Raw genomic sequence first — 16,733 nt, 5'->3', positions numbered from 1 at the left:
GGCCGCGTCACGGGCAAGGCCCGGCGGGTCCCCGCCGCCGAGCTGCACGGTCGGGAGGGCGTCGAGGATCGCCCCGGCCGTCCTGCGCACCCGTTCGCCGGTGGCCTGCACCACCTCGGCCGGGTCCTTGTTCTTCACCGTGCCCGCCCACCCCGAGACATAGGGGATCGTGTACGAGCTGGTGTCCATGCCGTGCGCGGCGCCGATCATCAGCGCCACCGACTCCGCCTCCACCTCCCCGATCCCGCGATGCCCCGTCGCATCCGGGTTGTCCGGGCCATGCAGCTTCACGTGCGCGAGCTCGTGCGCGAGGGTCTTCACCTGCGCAGCGGCGTCCATGTCCGTCCGCACCGCGACCGACCGGTTCGTGTAGTCGGTCAGGCCGTTCGCGCCGTGGATCATCCCGGCGTGCTCGACTCGCAGCACCGAGAAGCCCTCCGCCTCCACCAGCCCCGCAAGCCCGTCCCACAGCCCCTCCGGGGCCGCGCCCTCCAGCAGCACCGGCGAGGGACGCTCCGGGATCGCGTCACCCGCGGTCTGGGAGACATCCCACACATACGCCGGCTTCGCGCCGACCATCCGGGAGCGCACCGCCTCACCCGGCTTCGGCTTCTCGAACCTGCCGAGCCTGCGCCACGAGGCCGAGTCCTGCGGTGTCGAGGACGCGAACCGGCCCGTGACCGGGGCGAAGATCATGTACCCGGGCTGGCCCTTCTCCACCTGACGGCCCAGCGACTGCCACTGCTTGTACCCGGCGACATACATCGGCTCCGGTGCGGACACCCGCCCCTGCTCGAAAGCATCGAGGTGCTGCGCCCAGATCAACAGCGTGTTCCCGAAGCTCCTCGACCGGAACCTCGCGGCGAACTCCAGCGCCTGCTTCCAATCGTCCCCGGTCGAGAGCTGACCGACCGCGGCCGCCAGCCGCTCGTGCAGCGCTTCGAGCTTCGCGTCCCGCGCGTCGCGGGCCTCGTCCCTCGTCGTCATCGTCGACCTCCTCCCGGCGCCGCCACTCCGTTGGGAACGGCGGTGTACCTACGAGGTGCGCCGGGATTGCCAGCGGGACGAGACGGTCAGCCAGCAAGAGAGAATCGGTCGGATGGCCGTGAGGTCGTCCGCAGAGCGCCCGACGTGTCCACTGGCCTACCTCACGGCAAGGCGGTCCCAGCAGGATGGGATCGAACCGTCAGAGAATCGTCCGGATTCGTGAGAGGAACGTCCGGGTTGGTCGCGCGATCGTGCCGTCACCGCCGTTGCGCGAAATGAGCAACACCGAACACCGCGACCGGGCTCCCCGAGATATCAGTCATGCTCGGGTGAGAGCATCCTACGGGTCACGCCCGAGCCGGCACGCGAATCATCGAACGATACTGGCGGGGAGTCAGGCCGACAGAGCGGCGGAACTGTCTGCCCGCGTAGTCGGGATCGGTCCAGCCGACCTGCTTGCCCGCGGCGGCAACGGTCATGTCGGTGGTTCGGAGCAGACGCGCGAGCTCTTGAGCGCGGAGCATCGTCAGATAGGCCAGGGGTGACTTTCCGAACGCTTCGACGAACACTCTGCTCAGGTGCGACGCCGACAAGTGGACACCCGAGGCAAGCTCGTCGATCGTCCACCGATGCGCGAGCGACTCTCGAAGCAGCTCCTCCGCCTGCCGGGCCTCGGTGCGCAGAGGGGCAAACGTGCGGTGCCGTGGCACGGCGGGACGTGTCGTGGGACGTTGAGTCGAGGATGTTCGCGTGTTCGTCACGGTGATGTAAGGACTGATGACATCGACGATCGAGAAGAAGAGCGCCTGCATCCGGTAGAAGCGCTCGGGTCGAGGGCCGTCGATGCTCAACGTCACCAGCTCGTCCAAACGCGGTGTTAGGTGCCCGCCCCGCTCCTCGCCGAGTCGAAGCAGTTGAGTGGGCTCAGCGTATCGAGTGCTTGCGAAATCCTGCGCGGCAAGTCGGTCGGGAAGCATGAAGGCGTACTGCCAGAACACCTGGTCGATGACGAAGTCGTTGTCGAGATACAACGTCGTCATCGACGCCCACCCTTCCGGCTCGCAGCCGCACAGGGTGTTCGCCGCCAGCATCGCCACATCGCCGGGCTTGACTGGTTTCGTGCCGAACTCGCTGAACAGGATGGCGGTACCGGATCGGATGAAGCACAGCCGGACGCAGTCGTATGCGACTGGCTCGATCGGGCGATCGACCGGCTCCGTGCGAGCAACGATGGGAGCGAAGTCCGAGCCAGCCTCGACCGCATTCCCCGCTACAGCTCGCGTATCCGACATGGGCTCTGGAAGTCGGTGGGGTCTCGTCAGCGCAGACGATGCCGCTGGGTGCGGCCGAGTGAAGGGCTACCGCTCATCAGCGATTGATGTTGCGGAGCATGGCGTACTGGAGTGCTTGGGCCCGGGCCTTCCGGTACTCGGGAATCTGATCGATGCGATCCGAGAGGTCGTCGTGAAGCAGCGCCCATGCGCAGTCAGCGAGGAAACGCCAAAGCCGACGTGCGGGACGTTCTCGATGAACCTCGCTGAGCGACGCCAAGGCGCGGTTGCGTCCTTGGAGGTCGTCGGGCGCTCGCCTCGCTTCGCAGCTCGTAAGAGCTGACGCTTCTGCGCTTGCCATGTCGTAGACCTCCTTGAGTCCCGTCGGGCTGGCTTACCTGCTTGCATCTCGGTGCGTCCCAGCCGGGAGACCTTGCTTCTCTGTGTGCGGCGTGGGGTGGCGAAGCCCGCAGTGGGCACCGCTGATCTGCGGAGACCACGTTCGTCACGCAAACAACACTATCAACCCGTGACATACTTGTCACGGACACTGTGCGATCAATGCGTTACGTACGCGGTGAGGGGCCAAAGCATGCGGGAACCAACGGGCAGTAGCGGTCGACTTCGGGAGTGGCGAGTCGGCCTGCGCGTCGGGCTCGGGCTTGCGGTCGCCGCGTTCGCGTTGGCGGTCAGTTTCGGCGCGGCAGCGGTCACGGCGGGCTGGCCCGCGTGGCTGGTGGTGCTCATGTCGACGATCGTGTTCGCGGGCGGGGCGCAGTTCGCGCTCATCGTCGCTTTCGGAGACGGTGGCGGCGTCGCCGCGGCGCTCGGTGCGGCGACACTCATCAACCTGCGGTTCGTGCCGATGGGGATGACGACGGCCCGTTCCTTCACTGGCGGCCGCTGGTCCCGTTCGCTCCAGGCCCAAGCCGTCGTGGACGGGTCCTGGGCCGCGGCCCGCCGGGCGGACGGCTCGTTCAGCCGCGACGCCATGGTCGCCGCATCCCTCGTGCAGTGGCCCGCGTGGATCGGCGGTACCGCGATCGGCGCCTACCTCACCCCTAGCGGAGACCTCGCGGACTCTCTCGCGCTGGACGCGATCTTCCCCGCCTTCTTCCTCGTCTTCGTGCTCGACTCCATCCGGGACGAGCCGCGCCACCGGCTCACGGTCCTCGGCGCGGCGATCATCGCCGCCGCCATGTGCTGGTTCGTCCCTCCGGGGATCGCACTGCTGTGCGCTGCGGTCGCGGCCGTCCTCGCGGTCCGCGGAGCAAGGCGAACTACATGACCGGGATGCTGGCGACGGTGATCGCTTTCGCGCTCATCAGCTACGCGCTCAAGTCCGTCGGTCCGGTGCTGCTGATGGATCGCAGGGCGCCTGATCGGGTCGACGTTGTGATCGAAGCCCTTCCTCCGGCTCTCCTGACGGGGATGCTCGTGTCGAGCATCGCTGGTGCTCGATGGTCGGCATTTGACCCAGCGATGCTTGCCGGGCTGTGCGCCGCGGCGGCGGTGTGGTCGCTGAGGGCGCCGCAACTCGTCGCCGTGGCGGTCGCCCTGCTCGTGACCATCGTCGGGCGGTGGCTGTGGTGAGCGAGGCAGCGGCACCGGGGCGGTGGCCGAGCCGTTCGTTCCGGTGGCTGTGGGCCGCGTCGGCGACGTCGCTGCTCGGCTCGGAGATCGGCGAGCTCGCTCTGCCCCTGTTCGCCCTGCTGACCTTGGAAGCGAGCGCGGGCGAGCTCGCGATCGTGCGGGTCGCACAGTTCGCACCCTTCCTGGTGCTCACCATCGCGCTCGGAGTGCTGGTCGATCGGATGCGCCGCAAGCGGCTGCTGATCGTCGCCGACCTCGGCCGTGGCCTGATCCTCACCGTGATCGTGTGCGTCGCCCTGCTGGCCGGGCTGCCGATCTGGGCGCTGGTCGCGGCGGTGTTCGCCATCGGCGCGTTCACCGTGTTGGCGCAGCTCGCCGACTTCTCACTGCTGCCTGCCGTCGTCCCGTACGACCGACTCACCGACGCCAACGCGCGGCTCACGTCCACCCAATCCGCGATGTCGGTTGCGGGCAGCGGGGTGGGCGGCGTGATCGTGCAAGCGCTCACCGCGCCGATCGCTCTCGCCGCCAACGCAGCGACCTACCTCTTCTCCGCCTTCTTCCTCACCAGAGTCTCCGCATCCGAGCCAGCACGACCCGATCAGATCGATCGCGTCTCCGCGTGGGCAGAGGCGAGGGCGGGACTCGCCTTTCTCCGCGGCAACCGGGTCGTGCGCGACCTGGCTTTGGAAGCGGCGACCTGGAACTTCGCCAACGAGATACTCCTGCTCGGCCTGACTCTGCACGTGGTCGAGCACTACGAGCTCGGGCCGGCGATCCTCGGCGGCATGCTCATGGCATCCGGCGCCGGCGCCGTGCTCGGGGCCTTGCTGAGCGGACGAGCCACCCGCCGGTTCGGATACGGACGGTCCCTCACCGCCGCCTTGCTCGTCGGGAACACCGCCCCGCTCGCCCTCACCTTCACCGCGGCAGCACCGTCGGTCGCGGCGCTCGTGGTCGCGGGTTTCGCGCTCATTGCGAGCGGCTTCGGCATCGGCCTCGCGGGAGCCCAAGCGGTCACCGTGCGTCAGCTCGCCACCCCTGCCGAGCTGCTCGGGCGGGTGAACGCCGCCTACCGATTCCTCAGTTGGGGCATGATCGCCATCGGCGCCATCGCCGCCGGATTCGTCGCCACTGCCTGGGGACCGGGGATCGCGATCCTGGTCGGCGGAGTCGGCGCCACCCTCGCCACCGGATGGATCATGACCTCCCCCGTGCGAAAGCTCCGAGGAATCGATGACGCAGCGGGGACATCGTGACACCAGTTGTGGATGAATCAGCCGACCGAACCCATGCGCTCGGGCAAGTTCCGAGCGGCGAGGGTACGATCCAGATGGCGATCGCGCAGAACGCGAGTTCATCGTTGCTATCGGCCGCTAGGCTAGACACCAGCAGCGGTCCGCACGCGGAGGTGAACAGGACAATGGCAGCCCTTTCCCCGCGCCTGTCCGGCATCGTTGATGCACTCCCGCTGCGGTCCGGGATGCGCGTCCTGGAGATAGGCGGGGCACCCGGCGCGGCGGCGAAGGTGATCGCACACAGACTCGGAAACGGTCATGTCCTCGTGATCGACCGATCAGCCAAGGGCGTCGCGCAGATCGAGCGCAACGCTGCTGCGGAGATTGCCGCCGGCCTGCTAAGCGTTAGGCAGGTCGCCGCAGAAGACTTCGAGCTGCTACCGGACGAGGAGCCGTTCGAGTTGGCCTTCGCGATACGGGTCGGCGCCCTCGACGGCCGTCACCCTCGCGCCGGTCTCGCGGCAAAGCAGCGGATCGCCAAGGCGCTCACCCCGACCGGGCGCCTCTTCATCGATGGTGGCGATCCGTTGCAGGAACTCGAACTGAGGTAGCCTAGAGCAATCTGTCACGCAATGTTAGACTGCATTGCGTGACCATGATGATGCGCCCGAACCCGGCTAACACGCAGCTCTACCTGCTCCTGCTGCGGAGCACCGAGAGCCGATGGCATGAACTCCCCGACGAAGATGGGGACGCTGAGACGTCCGCGCACGCCGACCTCATCACCGCCTTGCAGCAGGACGGTCGGCTCGTCTATTGTTCGCCGCTAGCCCACCCCGCAGAAGGCGCCCTGGTTCACTTTCGCGACGGCCAGGTGCAGGTCCAGCCGGAGAGCATCGACGCCGACCCGATCGCAGGCTTCTACATCGTGCGGTGCGCCTCACGCGACGAAGCGGTCGCCCTGGCCGCGCAGATTCCGGATGCCGCCTATGCTCCCGTTCTGGTTCGAGCGCTGATGGACGTGCCAGCGGTAGATGGAACCATGACCGAAACGCCACAGGGGGCCTGATGGCTTGCGCCCTGAACCTCCGCGTCGACGCATCAGCCAGAGCGGCAGTAGAGGCGTGCGACGTGCGACTGGCCGCCACTTATGACGCTGTCGCCACTCGGTACGCCGGGACCTTCGCAGACGAACTGGACGAGAAGCAGCTCGAACGCGCGTTGCTGGGCATGATCTGCGAAAGCGGGGCTCCACATCGAGGCCGTCATCGAGCGTCGCGGTCGCTCGGGCAAAGAGTATGCGAGCCGCCGCTGCTATCTGCTGGCTCGCAAGCCCCCGTCATGAAAGGACAAGATCAATGACAACCGAAACTGTGGAAGAGGCCATCCGTCGCTGGTGGACGGCGATGAAGGATCAGGACCTCGCGACTCTGAGCGCCATCGTTGATGAACAATGCACCTTCCTGGGAGGTCCGGATGGGCGAGAGACGGGCCTTACCGATTTCCTCGCGAACGCGAGGAAGTTCTTCGCTCAGGGCGAGATCCACGAATGGCGCATCGATCAGCTTCGGATCGCCACCTATGACCAGACGGCCGTGGCGACATATGCCTGGTCCGAGGCGGGCGCACACGGCGAAGAGACGTTCAGCCTCGACGGCATTGCGACCGATGTCTACCGTGGTGCGGGCGAGTCCTGGGTTCTCATCGCCCGACATGTCGGGATGGGGCAGCTCTGATGTCTGCGCATCCTGCTCAGCGCAGCGTGGCCCCGCGCCGGTTCGGGAGCTGATGGTGCGCCGGCAGTTAGCGCCCGACGTTGCTCGCGGGCTTGCGCTCTGCTTCATCGCCGTCGCCAACGTGATGCTCTACCTGCACGACCGTCCCTACGGCATGCGGCAGCGTCTCATCGAGGACGGCGGCGCGGATCGGACAGTCACCTTCGCCACCGTCGCCCTGGTCGACGCTCGCGTGTACCCGCTGTTCGCGCTGCTGCTCGGCTACGGGATCGCCCGCCTCTACGTCGCCGACTCCACGCCTCCGGGAATCCGCAGGCTCCGCCGTCGCGGGCTCGGCCTACTCCTGTTCGGAGCCATCCACGGGCTCCTGCTGTTCTCCGGCGACATCCTCGGCCTCTACGGGCTCCTCACCCTGGCCCTCATCCCTGTGCTCCGCTGGCCGCCGCGCAGGCTACTCATCGTAGCCGGCGCGCTCGTCGCGCCCTGCGCACTCGTCCAGGGCGTTGCACTCTCCGATCCGGGGCCAACGATGCAACGGATGATCCTGTGGTCCATCGGCATCGCCGATCCCGTCGAGGCCCTCGCCTGGCGTCCTCTGGAGTGGGTGATGGGCATGGTGGGGATGCTGGGGGTCGTGCCCGCCGTGCTGATCGGCATCTGGGCCGGCCGACTCGACCTGCTCGCGCGTCCCGCCGAACATCGTCGGCTGCTGCGCACGGTCGGCTTCGGCGGGGCACTGATCGGCGTTCTCGGCGGCATCACCGCAGCGGCCGTCGCGGCGGGCGCCTGGGAAATCTCTGCGGGTCCTACCGCCATCGCCGTATCGACACTGCACGTCGCCACCGGCATCCTCGGCGGCATCGGATACGCCGCACTGGTTGCCCTCGCGTGCACGCACCCCCGCTTCGCCTCGTCGCGCCTCGCGAGCGCCTTCACCGCCGTAGGCGAACGCTCGCTGACCTGCTACCTGCTCCAATCCGTGCTCATGGTCCCGCTTCTCGCCGCCTGGACCCTTGGCTGGGGAGGGATGATCGGATCGGCCCAAGCTCTGCTCGCGGCACTCGCCGTCTACGCCGTCACCATCTGTGCTGCGCTCTGGATGCGGCACCACCACAACGTACGGCCCGCCGAACAACTGCTGCGCCGATTCGTGAACCGACGACCACGCACACTTTCTGAGGCGATGCAATGACGATGATGCACTGGCTGGCGATCTTTACCGACGACCTCACGAGGCGCGAACTGCGGCCGCGACTTCTCGATGCCCATCTCGAATACCTGAGAACGCACGTTACGACGATTCGCCTCGCCGGTGCCATCCGTCCCGACTCGGGCTCTCCATGGGAGGGGGCCGTGTGGATCATCGCGGCAGACAGCAGAAACGAAGCGGCACGTCTCTGCGAGGAAGACCCGTTCTTCAAGCAAGGACTGCGGAGTGGATACCAAGTGTTCCAATGGGGACGAGCTCCCCACTTCGGCGCCGTCGGCACTGTCCCTCTCTAGCATGCCTGCATTTCGGCAGAGCGAAGAGTCGCAGCATCCCCGCCGCGTCGTTGAGGGGAGGGTCTGAGTTTGTCCGAGGCGGAAGAGATCGCCGCCGAGCAGGTCTATGTCGATCGGGTCTATGCGTGTCTTGATGTGGAGCTTGCCGATGTGCGCGCACGACTGACAGAGGCCTTGGCCCGGCCAGTCGAAGGTCCGACCGCACTGATCGAGCGGGACGGCGAGGTCCAGCGGCTTGCCCGGAGGGTCAACTCGCTGCGAAATGCGGAGACGGGACTGTGTTTCGGGCGCCTCGACCGTGCGGGCGGCGAGCGCCTGTACGTCGGCCGGACCGGGATCAGTGACGGGGAGCGGCATCTGGTGATCGACTGGCGCGCTCCGGCGGCAGAGCCGTTCTACGCGGCGACCGCACGGGAACCTCTCGGTGTCGTGCGGCGCCGGAACTTGACGATCTCCCGGCGTCGGGTCGTCCGCATCGACGATGACGTTCTTGATCCGGACAGCGCGGTCGACGATGTCGTCGGCGAGGGCGCATTGCTCCGGGTTCTGAGCGCATCGAATGACGGACGGATGCGCGATGCGGTCGCCACGTTGCAGGCCGAGCAAGATGCGATCGTGCGGGCGCCGCTGGCGGGAGTCATGGTCGTACAGGGGGCACCGGGAACGGGCAAGACTGTCGTCGCGCTCCACCGCGCCGCCTATATGCTATATCGCTCGCCTGAGCTGCTGCGTCGCGGAGTGCTCGTCGTTGGCCCGAATGCTCGTTTCCTTGACTACATCGGCGACGTGCTGCCCGCCCTGGGCGAGACGAACGTCGTCACCGCGACGATCGAAGACCTCTACCCCGGACGTCACAACCTCTCCGATGCTACTCCGGAGGTCGCTCGCCTCCTGGGCGATGCTCGGATGGCTCAGGCACTGACATCGTTCATCGCAAGTCTGCAAGGAGCGTGCGACATCGAGGGGGGGCACGTCACCTGGGATGGCGAGGATGTCCAAATTCCGCGCGCGGTCATTGAGCGCTGCGCCGCTGCGGCTCGAAAGACCCGCGAACCGCACAACGTCGCCCGGCAGACTTTCCAGGCCGAACTCCTCGACGAACTCACCATGCTGGTCTCGCGAGCCGAGGCCGCGCGACTCGATGCGATCGAGGAAGGACTCGCCGAGGAACTCAGCCTGCTCGACTCCTGGCTGGAATGCGATGCCGACTCCCTGATGCCGCGCCAGCCGCAGGAAGAGCTCGACGAACAGGAGCGCGCCACCCGTCGCCACCTCTGCGCCGAGCTGGCTCGCGACGCCACGATTCAGCACCAAGTCGACGGGCTGTGGCCATCCCTGTCACCAGAGGACGCGGTGCGCCGCGTGCTGCGCGACGGCCTCACCGCACAGCACGCACCGCACCTGACCGACCCTGAGGTCCTCCTGCTTGCTGGCACGACCACCGAAGCGTGGACGACCGCGCACGTCCCGCTGTTCGACGAGGCCGCCGAAGTACTCGGTATCGACGATTCCGCTGAGCGCGCCGCGGCCGACCTCGACCGCGGGCGCGAGCTGGTCTTCGCCCGCCGAGTCCTCCAGACTGACCCCTCTCTCGCGGACTGGATGACTGCCGAGACGCTTGCCGATCGAAACACCATCCCCGATCACAGGAATCTCCCTGAGCGCGACTTGGGAGACCGCACCTGGGTCTACGGGCACATCATCGTTGACGAGGCTCAGGAGCTGACACCGATGCAGTGGCGGATGATCGGCCGCCGCTGCCCCACCAAGTCCATGACCATCGTGGGCGACATCGCTCAGACCACTGCCGCCCTCAATGAGCGGTCGTGGGAGGTGCGGCTCACCGAGCTGCGTACCCGGCCCAGGGTCGTCGAGCTAACGATCTGTTATCGCTCCCCGCGCGAACTCGTCGAGGCCGTCGAGCCTCTGCTAAGCCAGCTCCGCCCGGACGCTCACCCGATCGCCGCGGTTCGAGCCACCGGGCGTCGGCCCGAACTCATAGACGGCGACGTCGACGACATCGAACAGATAGTCCAGTGGGTTCGACGCGCACGCGACGGCGGCCAGCACGCGATCATCACCCCCGACCCCGATCGAGTCACCCGCACCCTCGAAAACCACGGCATTACGGCACGCGGCGATGACCTCCGCTCCATGTTCGTCATCCTGCCTCCGCGGGCCGTCAAGGGGTTGGAGTTCGACCACGTCCTCGTCCACGCGCCGAACGAGACCATAGCCGTCTGGGGCCTGCCGACTCTCTACGTCGCCCTCACCCGCAGCACCGCCACCCTCACGGTCGTCCAGCGAGGCGAGCTCGCAGAGTTCTTCGGATCGCGGCTGTGGAAACGGGCCGAGTAGAGCATCCGCCCGTGATAGTCCTACTCGCCGATCGTGGTGCGAACGCGGACGCCTGGACTTCAGCTCAGAGCAGAGAGTCGTAGAGCATCCCCATCCTTTCGCGGACCTCGTTCAACGTGCCTTCGGCAACTGCCGCTGCGCGGGCGTTCCCCTCGCATAGGAGCGCTACGGCGTCACCGCGATCAAGACTGGCACGGCGTTCCCGGTGTCTTCGCAGGAACTCGTTGACAGCGGTGGTGGTGAGAGCTTTGAGAGCGCCGCTACCTTTCTGGCCGATTTCGCTCGCGATGTCCTCGGGCGCTCGGTCCAGACATGCCGAAGCCGTCGCAAGAAGACCAGATACGCCTGGACGGTTGATTGGGTCGTAGGTGATAGTGCGCTCCGAGTCCGTGCGCGCTCGGCGGATGATGTCGGCGGTCTCGTCATCGCTCATCCCGAGCGCGATCGCGTTTCCATAGCTCTTGGACATCTTCCGCCCGTCGAGACCAGGTAGTTCTGGTGTGTCGGTGACCAGCGGCTCGGGCTCGGGAAACACCTTGCCGTAGCGTTCGTTGAAGCGGCGAGCGATCATGCGTGCCGCCTCTACGTGCGGGAGGTTGTCTTTGCCAACTGGTACCAGGTTGCCTTTGCAGAACAGGATGTCTGCCGCCTGGTGCACTGGGTAGGTCAGCAGGAGTCCGCTGAGCGCCCTGCCCGATGCCGCCAGTTCCGCTTTGACGGTGGGGTTGCGGTGGAGCTCCGCCTCAGTGACCAGGCTCAGGAAAGGAAGAAGGAGTTGGTTCAGGGCGGGAACCGCGGAGTGGGTGAAGATGGTCGTCCTCCGCGGATCGAGCCCCGCGGCGAGATAGTCGAGTACCGCCTCGTAGACGTTCTCCCGGATGTTTCGCGCCATGTCGCGATCCGCGATCACCTGATAGTCGGCGAGGACGACAAACGTCTCCACCCCCTGCGCCTGGAGTCGCACTCGTTCGCGAATGGTTCCGAGATAGTGCCCCAGGTGCAGTCTGCCCGTAGGCCGCTCACCGGTGAGGACGCGAAAGCGCTGCGGATGCTCGGCGATAGAAGCCCGGAGTTCGGGCATGCGGTTAACCGTCGCGGCGAATGAGGCCATGTCTTGTGCTCCCTTGTTCCAAGGAGCTGCACGACACACGACGGGATTGGTCCGCGGACTGCCGTGCAGCCCGCGCGTGCGCGTCTACGGCTGCTAGAGCAGCCACCACCAAGACGAAGAGGTGAAACGCATAAACGACACTTTACACGTTGCAGGAACACCGCAGTGACCTCGTCGGGAAACTGCGCGCTCGCCTCCTGGCGAAACCGGCGGTTCCGGCGCGGTTTGTGATCTGCCCATCGACCCCGACCTCCTGTGCTGGCGCAACCCTTTGAACCCTTGTTCCCGTCCGCCGGATTGCCTCACCCTCCCGAACTCGTTCGCTCGCGCAGGCTCCGGGCGACGATGGCACGATCCGGACGCGGACGGGCGACCTCGGTGAACCCCGCCCGCACGAAAGTCGCGAGCGTTCCGCGGAAGAGCACGGCCGGCGAGAGAGCACCGGCACGCGCTGCGGGGTCGATGGGATACCCCTCGACCACTCTCGCGCCGCTATCCCTGGCATGCTCAACGGCGGCCTCCAGCAGCCGCGAGGTCAGCGACAGCCCTCGATACTCCTTGCGCACGACGAAGCAGGTAACCGCCCACACGGCTGAATCGTCGAAAGGCTCGGGGGACGCCTGAAACTCCCGTGTCCGAGCAAGACGCGCCTGCGCGACCCTCGGCCCGATCCGAACCCACCCTGCGGCGGTACCGTCGACGTACGCGACCACGCCCGGTGGCGGTTCACCCGCTACCTGGCTGCGTAGCAGTGCCGCTCGGTCGCGGCTGTCTGTCCGATTCCACTCGGCGTTCGGAAGCACCCACCACTGGCACTGGCAGTTCCGCCCATCGCCACCGCCGGACAGCGCATGAGTCACATCCCAGACCCGCGCGGCGTCAGCCAACCGAATATCGATCCGCGTCATCCCTGCCTCCTGCCGCGCGCCACGCGATCTGTAACGCGTTAGGCTATGATTACATGTGACAGGAGGTGATGTCGATGGCAGTGCGGAAGAGCGCGGAGGTACACCCTCTGCCCATCCCGCTCCTCGTTCACATCGTCAACGAGTGGGGCGACGCTCCCCGGATCGAGGCGCACGAGGGCCGGAAGCCGTACCCGACGGCAGACAGCCTGCGCGCAGAGAGCCCCGCGTTCTGGGCACATTTCCCGGCCTTCGACGAGACCACCCTTGTCGAGACGGCCAATCTCATCCATCCGATCTTCGCCTCGACGACCGGCGCTGAGTGCGCCGAGCGCCTCAACGGGCTGATTTCGGAGGCCGCGATGACGCCGGTGCTTTCCTCGGAGGCATGGGCGGTGCACGAGGTATGGCAGACCGCACGCCCGGAACGCGCGCTGCTCGCCGGCGCGACGCTGTCGTTGATCGACCATCTGCGCCACGAACCGGACGCCAGCCGACTGGGAACCTGCGTTGGCGACGCCTGCGTGGACGTTTACGTCGACCAATCGCCAGGCGGACGACGGCAGTACTGCTCTCTCACCTGCCAGAACCGGGCACGCACGCGCGCCTACCGAGCAGGCAAGCGGGCGGCGACCGAAGCCTCATCGTGAGCACCGCCGCGCGCAGGCACGCGCCTCACGAGGTCTGGGACCGCTTGGTGCGGACGGCGACCTCGTGGCCGTCGACGAAGGACACGCTCTCCTACGGAGCGCCATCGCTCAAAGTCAACGGTCGGCTCTTTGCGCGCATCCGCGGGGAAGCAGACGACATGCTCGTCTTCGCCTCTACGCCGGAGGAGCGTCGCGCATGGCTGGAGTCAGGGCAACGCGGTCTGTTCACCGAGGCGCACTACGAGCGGTTCGGTCACATCCTCGCCGACCCGTCGGTCACCGATCCGGGCGTCCTCGACGAGCTGCTCGACCGAGCCTGGGAGCTCACAGCGAACCGCAGCACCCGCGCCGCGCGGGAGGCGCAAGGCGGATCGGGCGCTTGACCTCTGCCTGATGCTCTTCCACACGAACGTGTGTCACGTCATAATTGACGTGTATGCGTGACATCAGTCGCGCGGAACACTTTCGAGAAGGATGACCGATGACGAACCGCTCCGAACCCTCCGCGGCAGGCGGGGCTCTCACCTTCCTCAGCGTCCTCGCTGCGCTGCCTGTCTCCGAGGGAGTCGAATCCATCGACTGGTACTCGCGGTTCCTTGACCGGAGCCCGGATATGGAACCCGTCGAGGGTGTGGCCGAGTGGGTGCTCGCCCAGGGCGCGACGCTGCAACTGGTGACTCGGCCCGAGTCCGCCGGCACCGGGTTCACCCGTTTGGAAGTCGCAGACCTCGACCAGGCCATTGAGGCATTGGAGCGCCGCGGGTTCCACCCGGCGAACGTCGGCCAGATCGACGGCATCGTTCGCTACGCAGACTATGTCGATCCGTCGGGAAACGAGCTCTCCGTCGTGCAGGCTCTGTTCGAGGTGACCCGGTTTCCGGCGTCTGCGCCGGCGGGCTGATGATGGGAACTCCGGTGGAGGGTGCCGCCCTGTCGCTGACCCGCCTGCGAAAGACGTACAGGGGCGTGGTCGTCGTCGACGATCTCGATCTCGACGTGCCTCGCGGGTCATTCACCGGCGTCGTCGGGCCGAACGGCGCGGGAAAGACCACCACCCTCTCGATGGCCATCGGCCTGCTGCGACCGGATGGCGGCACCAGCGTCGTGCACGGTGTCGACCTCTGGCGGCAACCCGCGAAGGCGAAAGCGCTGCTCGGGGTGCTGCCCGACGGTCTCGCGCTCCCTGAGCGACTCACCGGCACCGAGCTGCTGACCTATTGGGGCCTGCTGCGCGGGCTCGACAAGAACGAGGTTCACCGCCGGGCCGAGGAGTTGCTCGATCTGCTCGACCTCGATACCCCGGACGACCGTGCTCGGCTCGTGCTGGAGTACTCGACCGGGATGCGAAAGAAGATCGGGCTTGCAACTGCGCTGCTGCACAATCCGAGAGTGCTCGTGCTCGACGAACCTTTCGAGGCCGTCGATCCGGTGTCCGCTCGTGTCATCCGCCGCATCTTGCGTCAGTTCGCAGAGCGCGGCGGCGCCGTGCTGATCTCCTCCCACGTGATGCCGCTCGTCGAGCAGATGTGCGACCGGGTGGCGCTCATCGCGGCGGGGCGGGTCCTCGCCGCAGGTCCCATCGACGATGTTCGCGAAGGGCTCAGCCTCGAGGATCGATTCATCGCCCACGTCGGCGAACGTCCCGCCGACGATGAGGAGCTCGCGTGGTTGGGGAGCTGATCCGGCTTCGCCGTGCGATCCAGAGCAACTCGCCGCCGTGGAAGCGTCGGCTCGGGTTCACACTCGGCCTCGTCGCAGCGGCAGTCACCTGGGCGGCCGTGATCGTCCCGGCTCCGCACGCACGGGCCGATGCACTAACGCTTTGCCTGAGTGCGTGGTTTCTCGGGTGGATGCTCGGCCCGATCCTGGGAAACGGCGCCACGGTACTGCGTCCCGAGTACTTCACGCTGATGCCGCTCGCTCCCGGCCGGACCGCGTTCGCGCTCCTCGCATCCGTCTTCGCCGGAACAGGTGCCCTCGTCACGTCCATCGCCGTGTCCGCGCTCGTCCTCCTTGCGATCATGTCCGGCGAGCCCGCGAGCGCCGCTGTCTCGGTTCTCTCGGCCGTGTCGTTTGTCGTCCTCCTGGTCGCGTTGTCACGGGTCGTCTATGCACTGCTCGGCTCGGCGATGCGCACCGTGCTGGGGGTGCAGATCGCGGCCGTCAGCTACGGCGCGCTCGTCGCCGTCATCACCGTCGGCTGGCTTCTGATCGTCCCCCTGATCGGCATGCTGCCCGCATTCCTCTCGCACGGTTTCTCATCTGAGGCGGTGAGCCACGGCTTCCGATGGTCTCCCGCCGGATGGCCCGTTGCCGCCATCGAGTTCTTCGCTCGTGAGGACACTCCCACGGCGTTCGCAGCCATCGGTGCTCTCGTCATCTCGGCGCTGGTTGCAGTCGTGGTCGCTCTCCTCATGCTGGCTCCGCGACCGCGCCCGACGACCGTGAGCACGGCGCGTCGCCGAATCTGGGCTGCCAGACCCTGGAGGCTCCTGCCGGCATCCCTGCTTGGTGCGGTTGTCGGCCGGGAGTTGCGCACGTGGACACGCGACCCCTGGCGACGCCTGGAACTGTCGCTCTCGATCTGGTTCGGGATATTCGTCGCGCTCATCGCTGCGGCAGCGGGTTTCCCGCAGCTCGCCGTCCTCTCCGGTGTCGGTCTCGCCGTCATGGTCACCCTTCGAGGCACCAATCTCTACGGATACGACGGGACTGCGTTGTGGCAGCTCGTCGCTATCGGCAGTGGCGAGGCGATACGCGCGGATATCCGCGGACGGCAGTTCGCGCTCGCACTCGTGTTCGGTGCTCCCGCGCTCGTGCTCACCACGGTCATGGCGGTGCTCACCGGCGCCATCAACTACGCCCTGGCCGCATATGCCGGGATTGTTGTGCTGGTCGCCGTCGGCGCCGGTGTCGCACTCGCCGCCTCCGTCCTTTGGCCCACCCCTGGCGCCGACCCGCATCGCCGGATCAATGCCTCCGACGTTGGCGACAACCCACTCGTGTATCGAATCGCGACCTGGGTGACCTTCGTCGTGGCTACACCCACGATCGTTCTTGCGGTGTTCGTGGGCCTCGGCCCCGGCTGGCTGCCTGCATGGTCAGGGTGGGCACTCCTCCCTCTCGCCGGCGCGAACGGCGCTGTCGTGTATTGGCTGCTCGGCTCCTTCGCGACCCATCACGTGACGGCACGATTGCCCGAGACGCTCGCGCGACTGCGGCACACGGCCACGCCAGTGTCGCTCACCGCCCTATGGCATTCCCTCCGGTTTGTGCTCGACGAGCGCATTGGCGCAGACGGTCCCGACCGGCGTCCTGCCGGGGCCGAGGGCGTGAGCATGCTTGGCAGAGAGACCTCAGAACTGGATCAGCCGCTGTGAG

At 67.0% G+C, this 16,733-nt stretch carries 18 protein-coding genes; 14 read left to right on the top strand and 4 right to left on the bottom strand.

All coding sequences use genetic code 11. The features are described from left to right. Nucleotides 1-987: ArdC-like ssDNA-binding domain-containing protein (locus WBP48_RS17220; protein WP_424441958.1), on the bottom strand; the 987-nt coding region annotated here is incomplete at its 3' end. 347 nt (nt 988-1,334) lie between these two features. Further along, nucleotides 1,335-2,279: a helix-turn-helix transcriptional regulator gene (locus WBP48_RS17215; RefSeq protein WP_424441957.1), complete on the bottom strand. Its 945-nt coding sequence runs from the start codon at nt 2,277-2,279 to the stop codon at nt 1,335-1,337. A gap of 571 nt (nt 2,280-2,850) precedes the next feature. Here WBP48_RS17215 and WBP48_RS17210 point away from each other — a divergent pair. The 9 genes from WBP48_RS17210 to WBP48_RS17170 all read left to right on the top strand — a co-directional run bounded on the left by WBP48_RS17210 (nt 2,851) and on the right by WBP48_RS17170 (nt 10,686). Further along, entirely contained in the window at nt 2,851-3,546 is a 696-nt protein-coding gene (locus WBP48_RS17210) for an AzlC family ABC transporter permease (protein WP_424441956.1), read from the top strand. After that, entirely contained in the window at nt 3,543-3,851 is a 309-nt protein-coding gene (locus tag WBP48_RS17205) for an AzlD domain-containing protein (protein WP_424441955.1), read from the top strand. The genes WBP48_RS17210 and WBP48_RS17205 overlap by 4 nt, the downstream gene beginning before the upstream one ends. Further along, complete coding sequence (locus tag WBP48_RS17200; protein ID WP_424441954.1) at nt 3,839-5,110, top strand: MFS transporter; 1,272 nt, start codon at nt 3,839-3,841, stop codon at nt 5,108-5,110. Before WBP48_RS17205 ends, WBP48_RS17200 begins: the two co-directional genes overlap by 13 nt. Before the next feature lie 74 nt (nt 5,111-5,184). After that, on the top strand, nt 5,185-5,700 hold the full coding sequence (locus WBP48_RS17195) for an SAM-dependent methyltransferase (RefSeq protein ID WP_424441953.1): 516 nt from the start codon (nt 5,185-5,187) through the stop codon (nt 5,698-5,700). Nucleotides 5,701-5,744: 44 nt separating this feature from the next. Beyond that, nucleotides 5,745-6,158, top strand: coding sequence for a YciI family protein (locus WBP48_RS17190; RefSeq protein ID WP_424441962.1), 414 nt, complete (start codon nt 5,745-5,747; stop codon nt 6,156-6,158). Between the two features lie 289 nt (nt 6,159-6,447). Further along, nucleotides 6,448-6,825, top strand: a complete 378-nt coding sequence (locus WBP48_RS17185; RefSeq protein WP_424441952.1) for a YybH family protein — start codon at nt 6,448-6,450, stop codon at nt 6,823-6,825. Between the two features lie 55 nt (nt 6,826-6,880). Then, on the top strand, nt 6,881-8,017 hold the full coding sequence (locus WBP48_RS17180; protein WP_424441951.1) for a DUF418 domain-containing protein: 1,137 nt from the start codon (nt 6,881-6,883) through the stop codon (nt 8,015-8,017). Beyond that, a complete protein-coding gene (locus WBP48_RS17175; protein ID WP_424441950.1) occupies nt 8,014-8,328 on the top strand; it encodes a YciI family protein in 315 nt (104 codons plus the stop codon). Before WBP48_RS17180 ends, WBP48_RS17175 begins: the two co-directional genes overlap by 4 nt. 69 nt (nt 8,329-8,397) lie before the next feature. After that, entirely contained in the window at nt 8,398-10,686 is a 2,289-nt protein-coding gene (locus tag WBP48_RS17170) for a HelD family protein (protein ID WP_424441949.1), read from the top strand. A gap of 64 nt (nt 10,687-10,750) precedes the next feature. On the opposite strand, the gene trpS is transcribed toward WBP48_RS17170, so the two are convergent. Both trpS and WBP48_RS17160 read right to left on the bottom strand, forming a co-directional pair. Further along, nucleotides 10,751-11,797, bottom strand: coding sequence for a tryptophan--tRNA ligase (gene trpS / locus WBP48_RS17165; RefSeq protein WP_424441948.1), 1,047 nt, complete (start codon nt 11,795-11,797; stop codon nt 10,751-10,753). A gap of 302 nt (nt 11,798-12,099) precedes the next feature. After that, nucleotides 12,100-12,705, bottom strand: coding sequence for a GNAT family N-acetyltransferase (locus tag WBP48_RS17160; RefSeq protein WP_424441947.1), 606 nt, complete (start codon nt 12,703-12,705; stop codon nt 12,100-12,102). A 74-nt stretch (nt 12,706-12,779) separates the two neighbouring features. On the opposite strand from WBP48_RS17160, the gene WBP48_RS17155 reads away from it, so the two are divergent. The 5 genes from WBP48_RS17155 (at nt 12,780) to WBP48_RS17135 (ending at nt 16,732) form a co-directional block, all read left to right on the top strand. Further along, nucleotides 12,780-13,352 (top strand): CGNR zinc finger domain-containing protein, encoded by a 573-nt coding sequence (locus WBP48_RS17155; protein ID WP_424441946.1) that lies wholly within the window; start codon nt 12,780-12,782, stop codon nt 13,350-13,352. Next, complete coding sequence (locus WBP48_RS17150; protein ID WP_424441945.1) at nt 13,349-13,735, top strand: hypothetical protein; 387 nt, start codon at nt 13,349-13,351, stop codon at nt 13,733-13,735. Before WBP48_RS17155 ends, WBP48_RS17150 begins: the two co-directional genes overlap by 4 nt. 98 nt (nt 13,736-13,833) lie before the next feature. Next, nucleotides 13,834-14,253: a VOC family protein gene (locus tag WBP48_RS17145; protein ID WP_424441944.1), complete on the top strand. Its 420-nt coding sequence runs from the start codon at nt 13,834-13,836 to the stop codon at nt 14,251-14,253. A gap of 2 nt (nt 14,254-14,255) precedes the next feature. Next, nucleotides 14,256-15,032, top strand: a complete 777-nt coding sequence (locus WBP48_RS17140; RefSeq protein WP_424441961.1) for an ABC transporter ATP-binding protein — start codon at nt 14,256-14,258, stop codon at nt 15,030-15,032. Next, complete coding sequence (locus WBP48_RS17135) at nt 15,017-16,732, top strand: hypothetical protein (RefSeq protein WP_424441943.1); 1,716 nt, start codon at nt 15,017-15,019, stop codon at nt 16,730-16,732. The genes WBP48_RS17140 and WBP48_RS17135 overlap by 16 nt, the downstream gene beginning before the upstream one ends. Nucleotide 16,733 lies beyond the last annotated feature (1 nt).

Origin of the sequence: Microbacterium sp., assembly GCF_049661145.1 — a bacterium.
Classification (GTDB): Bacteria; Actinomycetota; Actinomycetes; order Actinomycetales; family Microbacteriaceae; genus Microbacterium.
The sequence above is the reverse complement of the archived record's forward strand: the minus strand, read 5'-3'. Positions and strand labels throughout refer to the sequence as shown.

Coding starts and splice junctions, on each gene's coding strand:
- WBP48_RS17215 (WP_424441957.1), bottom strand. CDS start 2,279: ATGTCGGATACGCGAGCTGTAGCGGGGAATGCGGTCGAGGCTGGCTCG.
- WBP48_RS17210 (WP_424441956.1), top strand. CDS start 2,851: ATGCGGGAACCAACGGGCAGTAGCGGTCGACTTCGGGAGTGGCGAGTC.
- WBP48_RS17205 (WP_424441955.1), top strand. CDS start 3,543: ATGACCGGGATGCTGGCGACGGTGATCGCTTTCGCGCTCATCAGCTAC.
- WBP48_RS17195 (WP_424441953.1), top strand. CDS start 5,185: ATGGCGATCGCGCAGAACGCGAGTTCATCGTTGCTATCGGCCGCTAGG.
- WBP48_RS17190 (WP_424441962.1), top strand. CDS start 5,745: ATGATGATGCGCCCGAACCCGGCTAACACGCAGCTCTACCTGCTCCTG.
- WBP48_RS17185 (WP_424441952.1), top strand. CDS start 6,448: ATGACAACCGAAACTGTGGAAGAGGCCATCCGTCGCTGGTGGACGGCG.
- WBP48_RS17175 (WP_424441950.1), top strand. CDS start 8,014: ATGACGATGATGCACTGGCTGGCGATCTTTACCGACGACCTCACGAGG.
- trpS (WP_424441948.1), bottom strand. CDS start 11,797: ATGGCCTCATTCGCCGCGACGGTTAACCGCATGCCCGAACTCCGGGCT.
- WBP48_RS17160 (WP_424441947.1), bottom strand. CDS start 12,705: ATGACGCGGATCGATATTCGGTTGGCTGACGCCGCGCGGGTCTGGGAT.
- WBP48_RS17155 (WP_424441946.1), top strand. CDS start 12,780: ATGGCAGTGCGGAAGAGCGCGGAGGTACACCCTCTGCCCATCCCGCTC.
- WBP48_RS17145 (WP_424441944.1), top strand. CDS start 13,834: ATGACGAACCGCTCCGAACCCTCCGCGGCAGGCGGGGCTCTCACCTTC.
- WBP48_RS17140 (WP_424441961.1), top strand. CDS start 14,256: ATGGGAACTCCGGTGGAGGGTGCCGCCCTGTCGCTGACCCGCCTGCGA.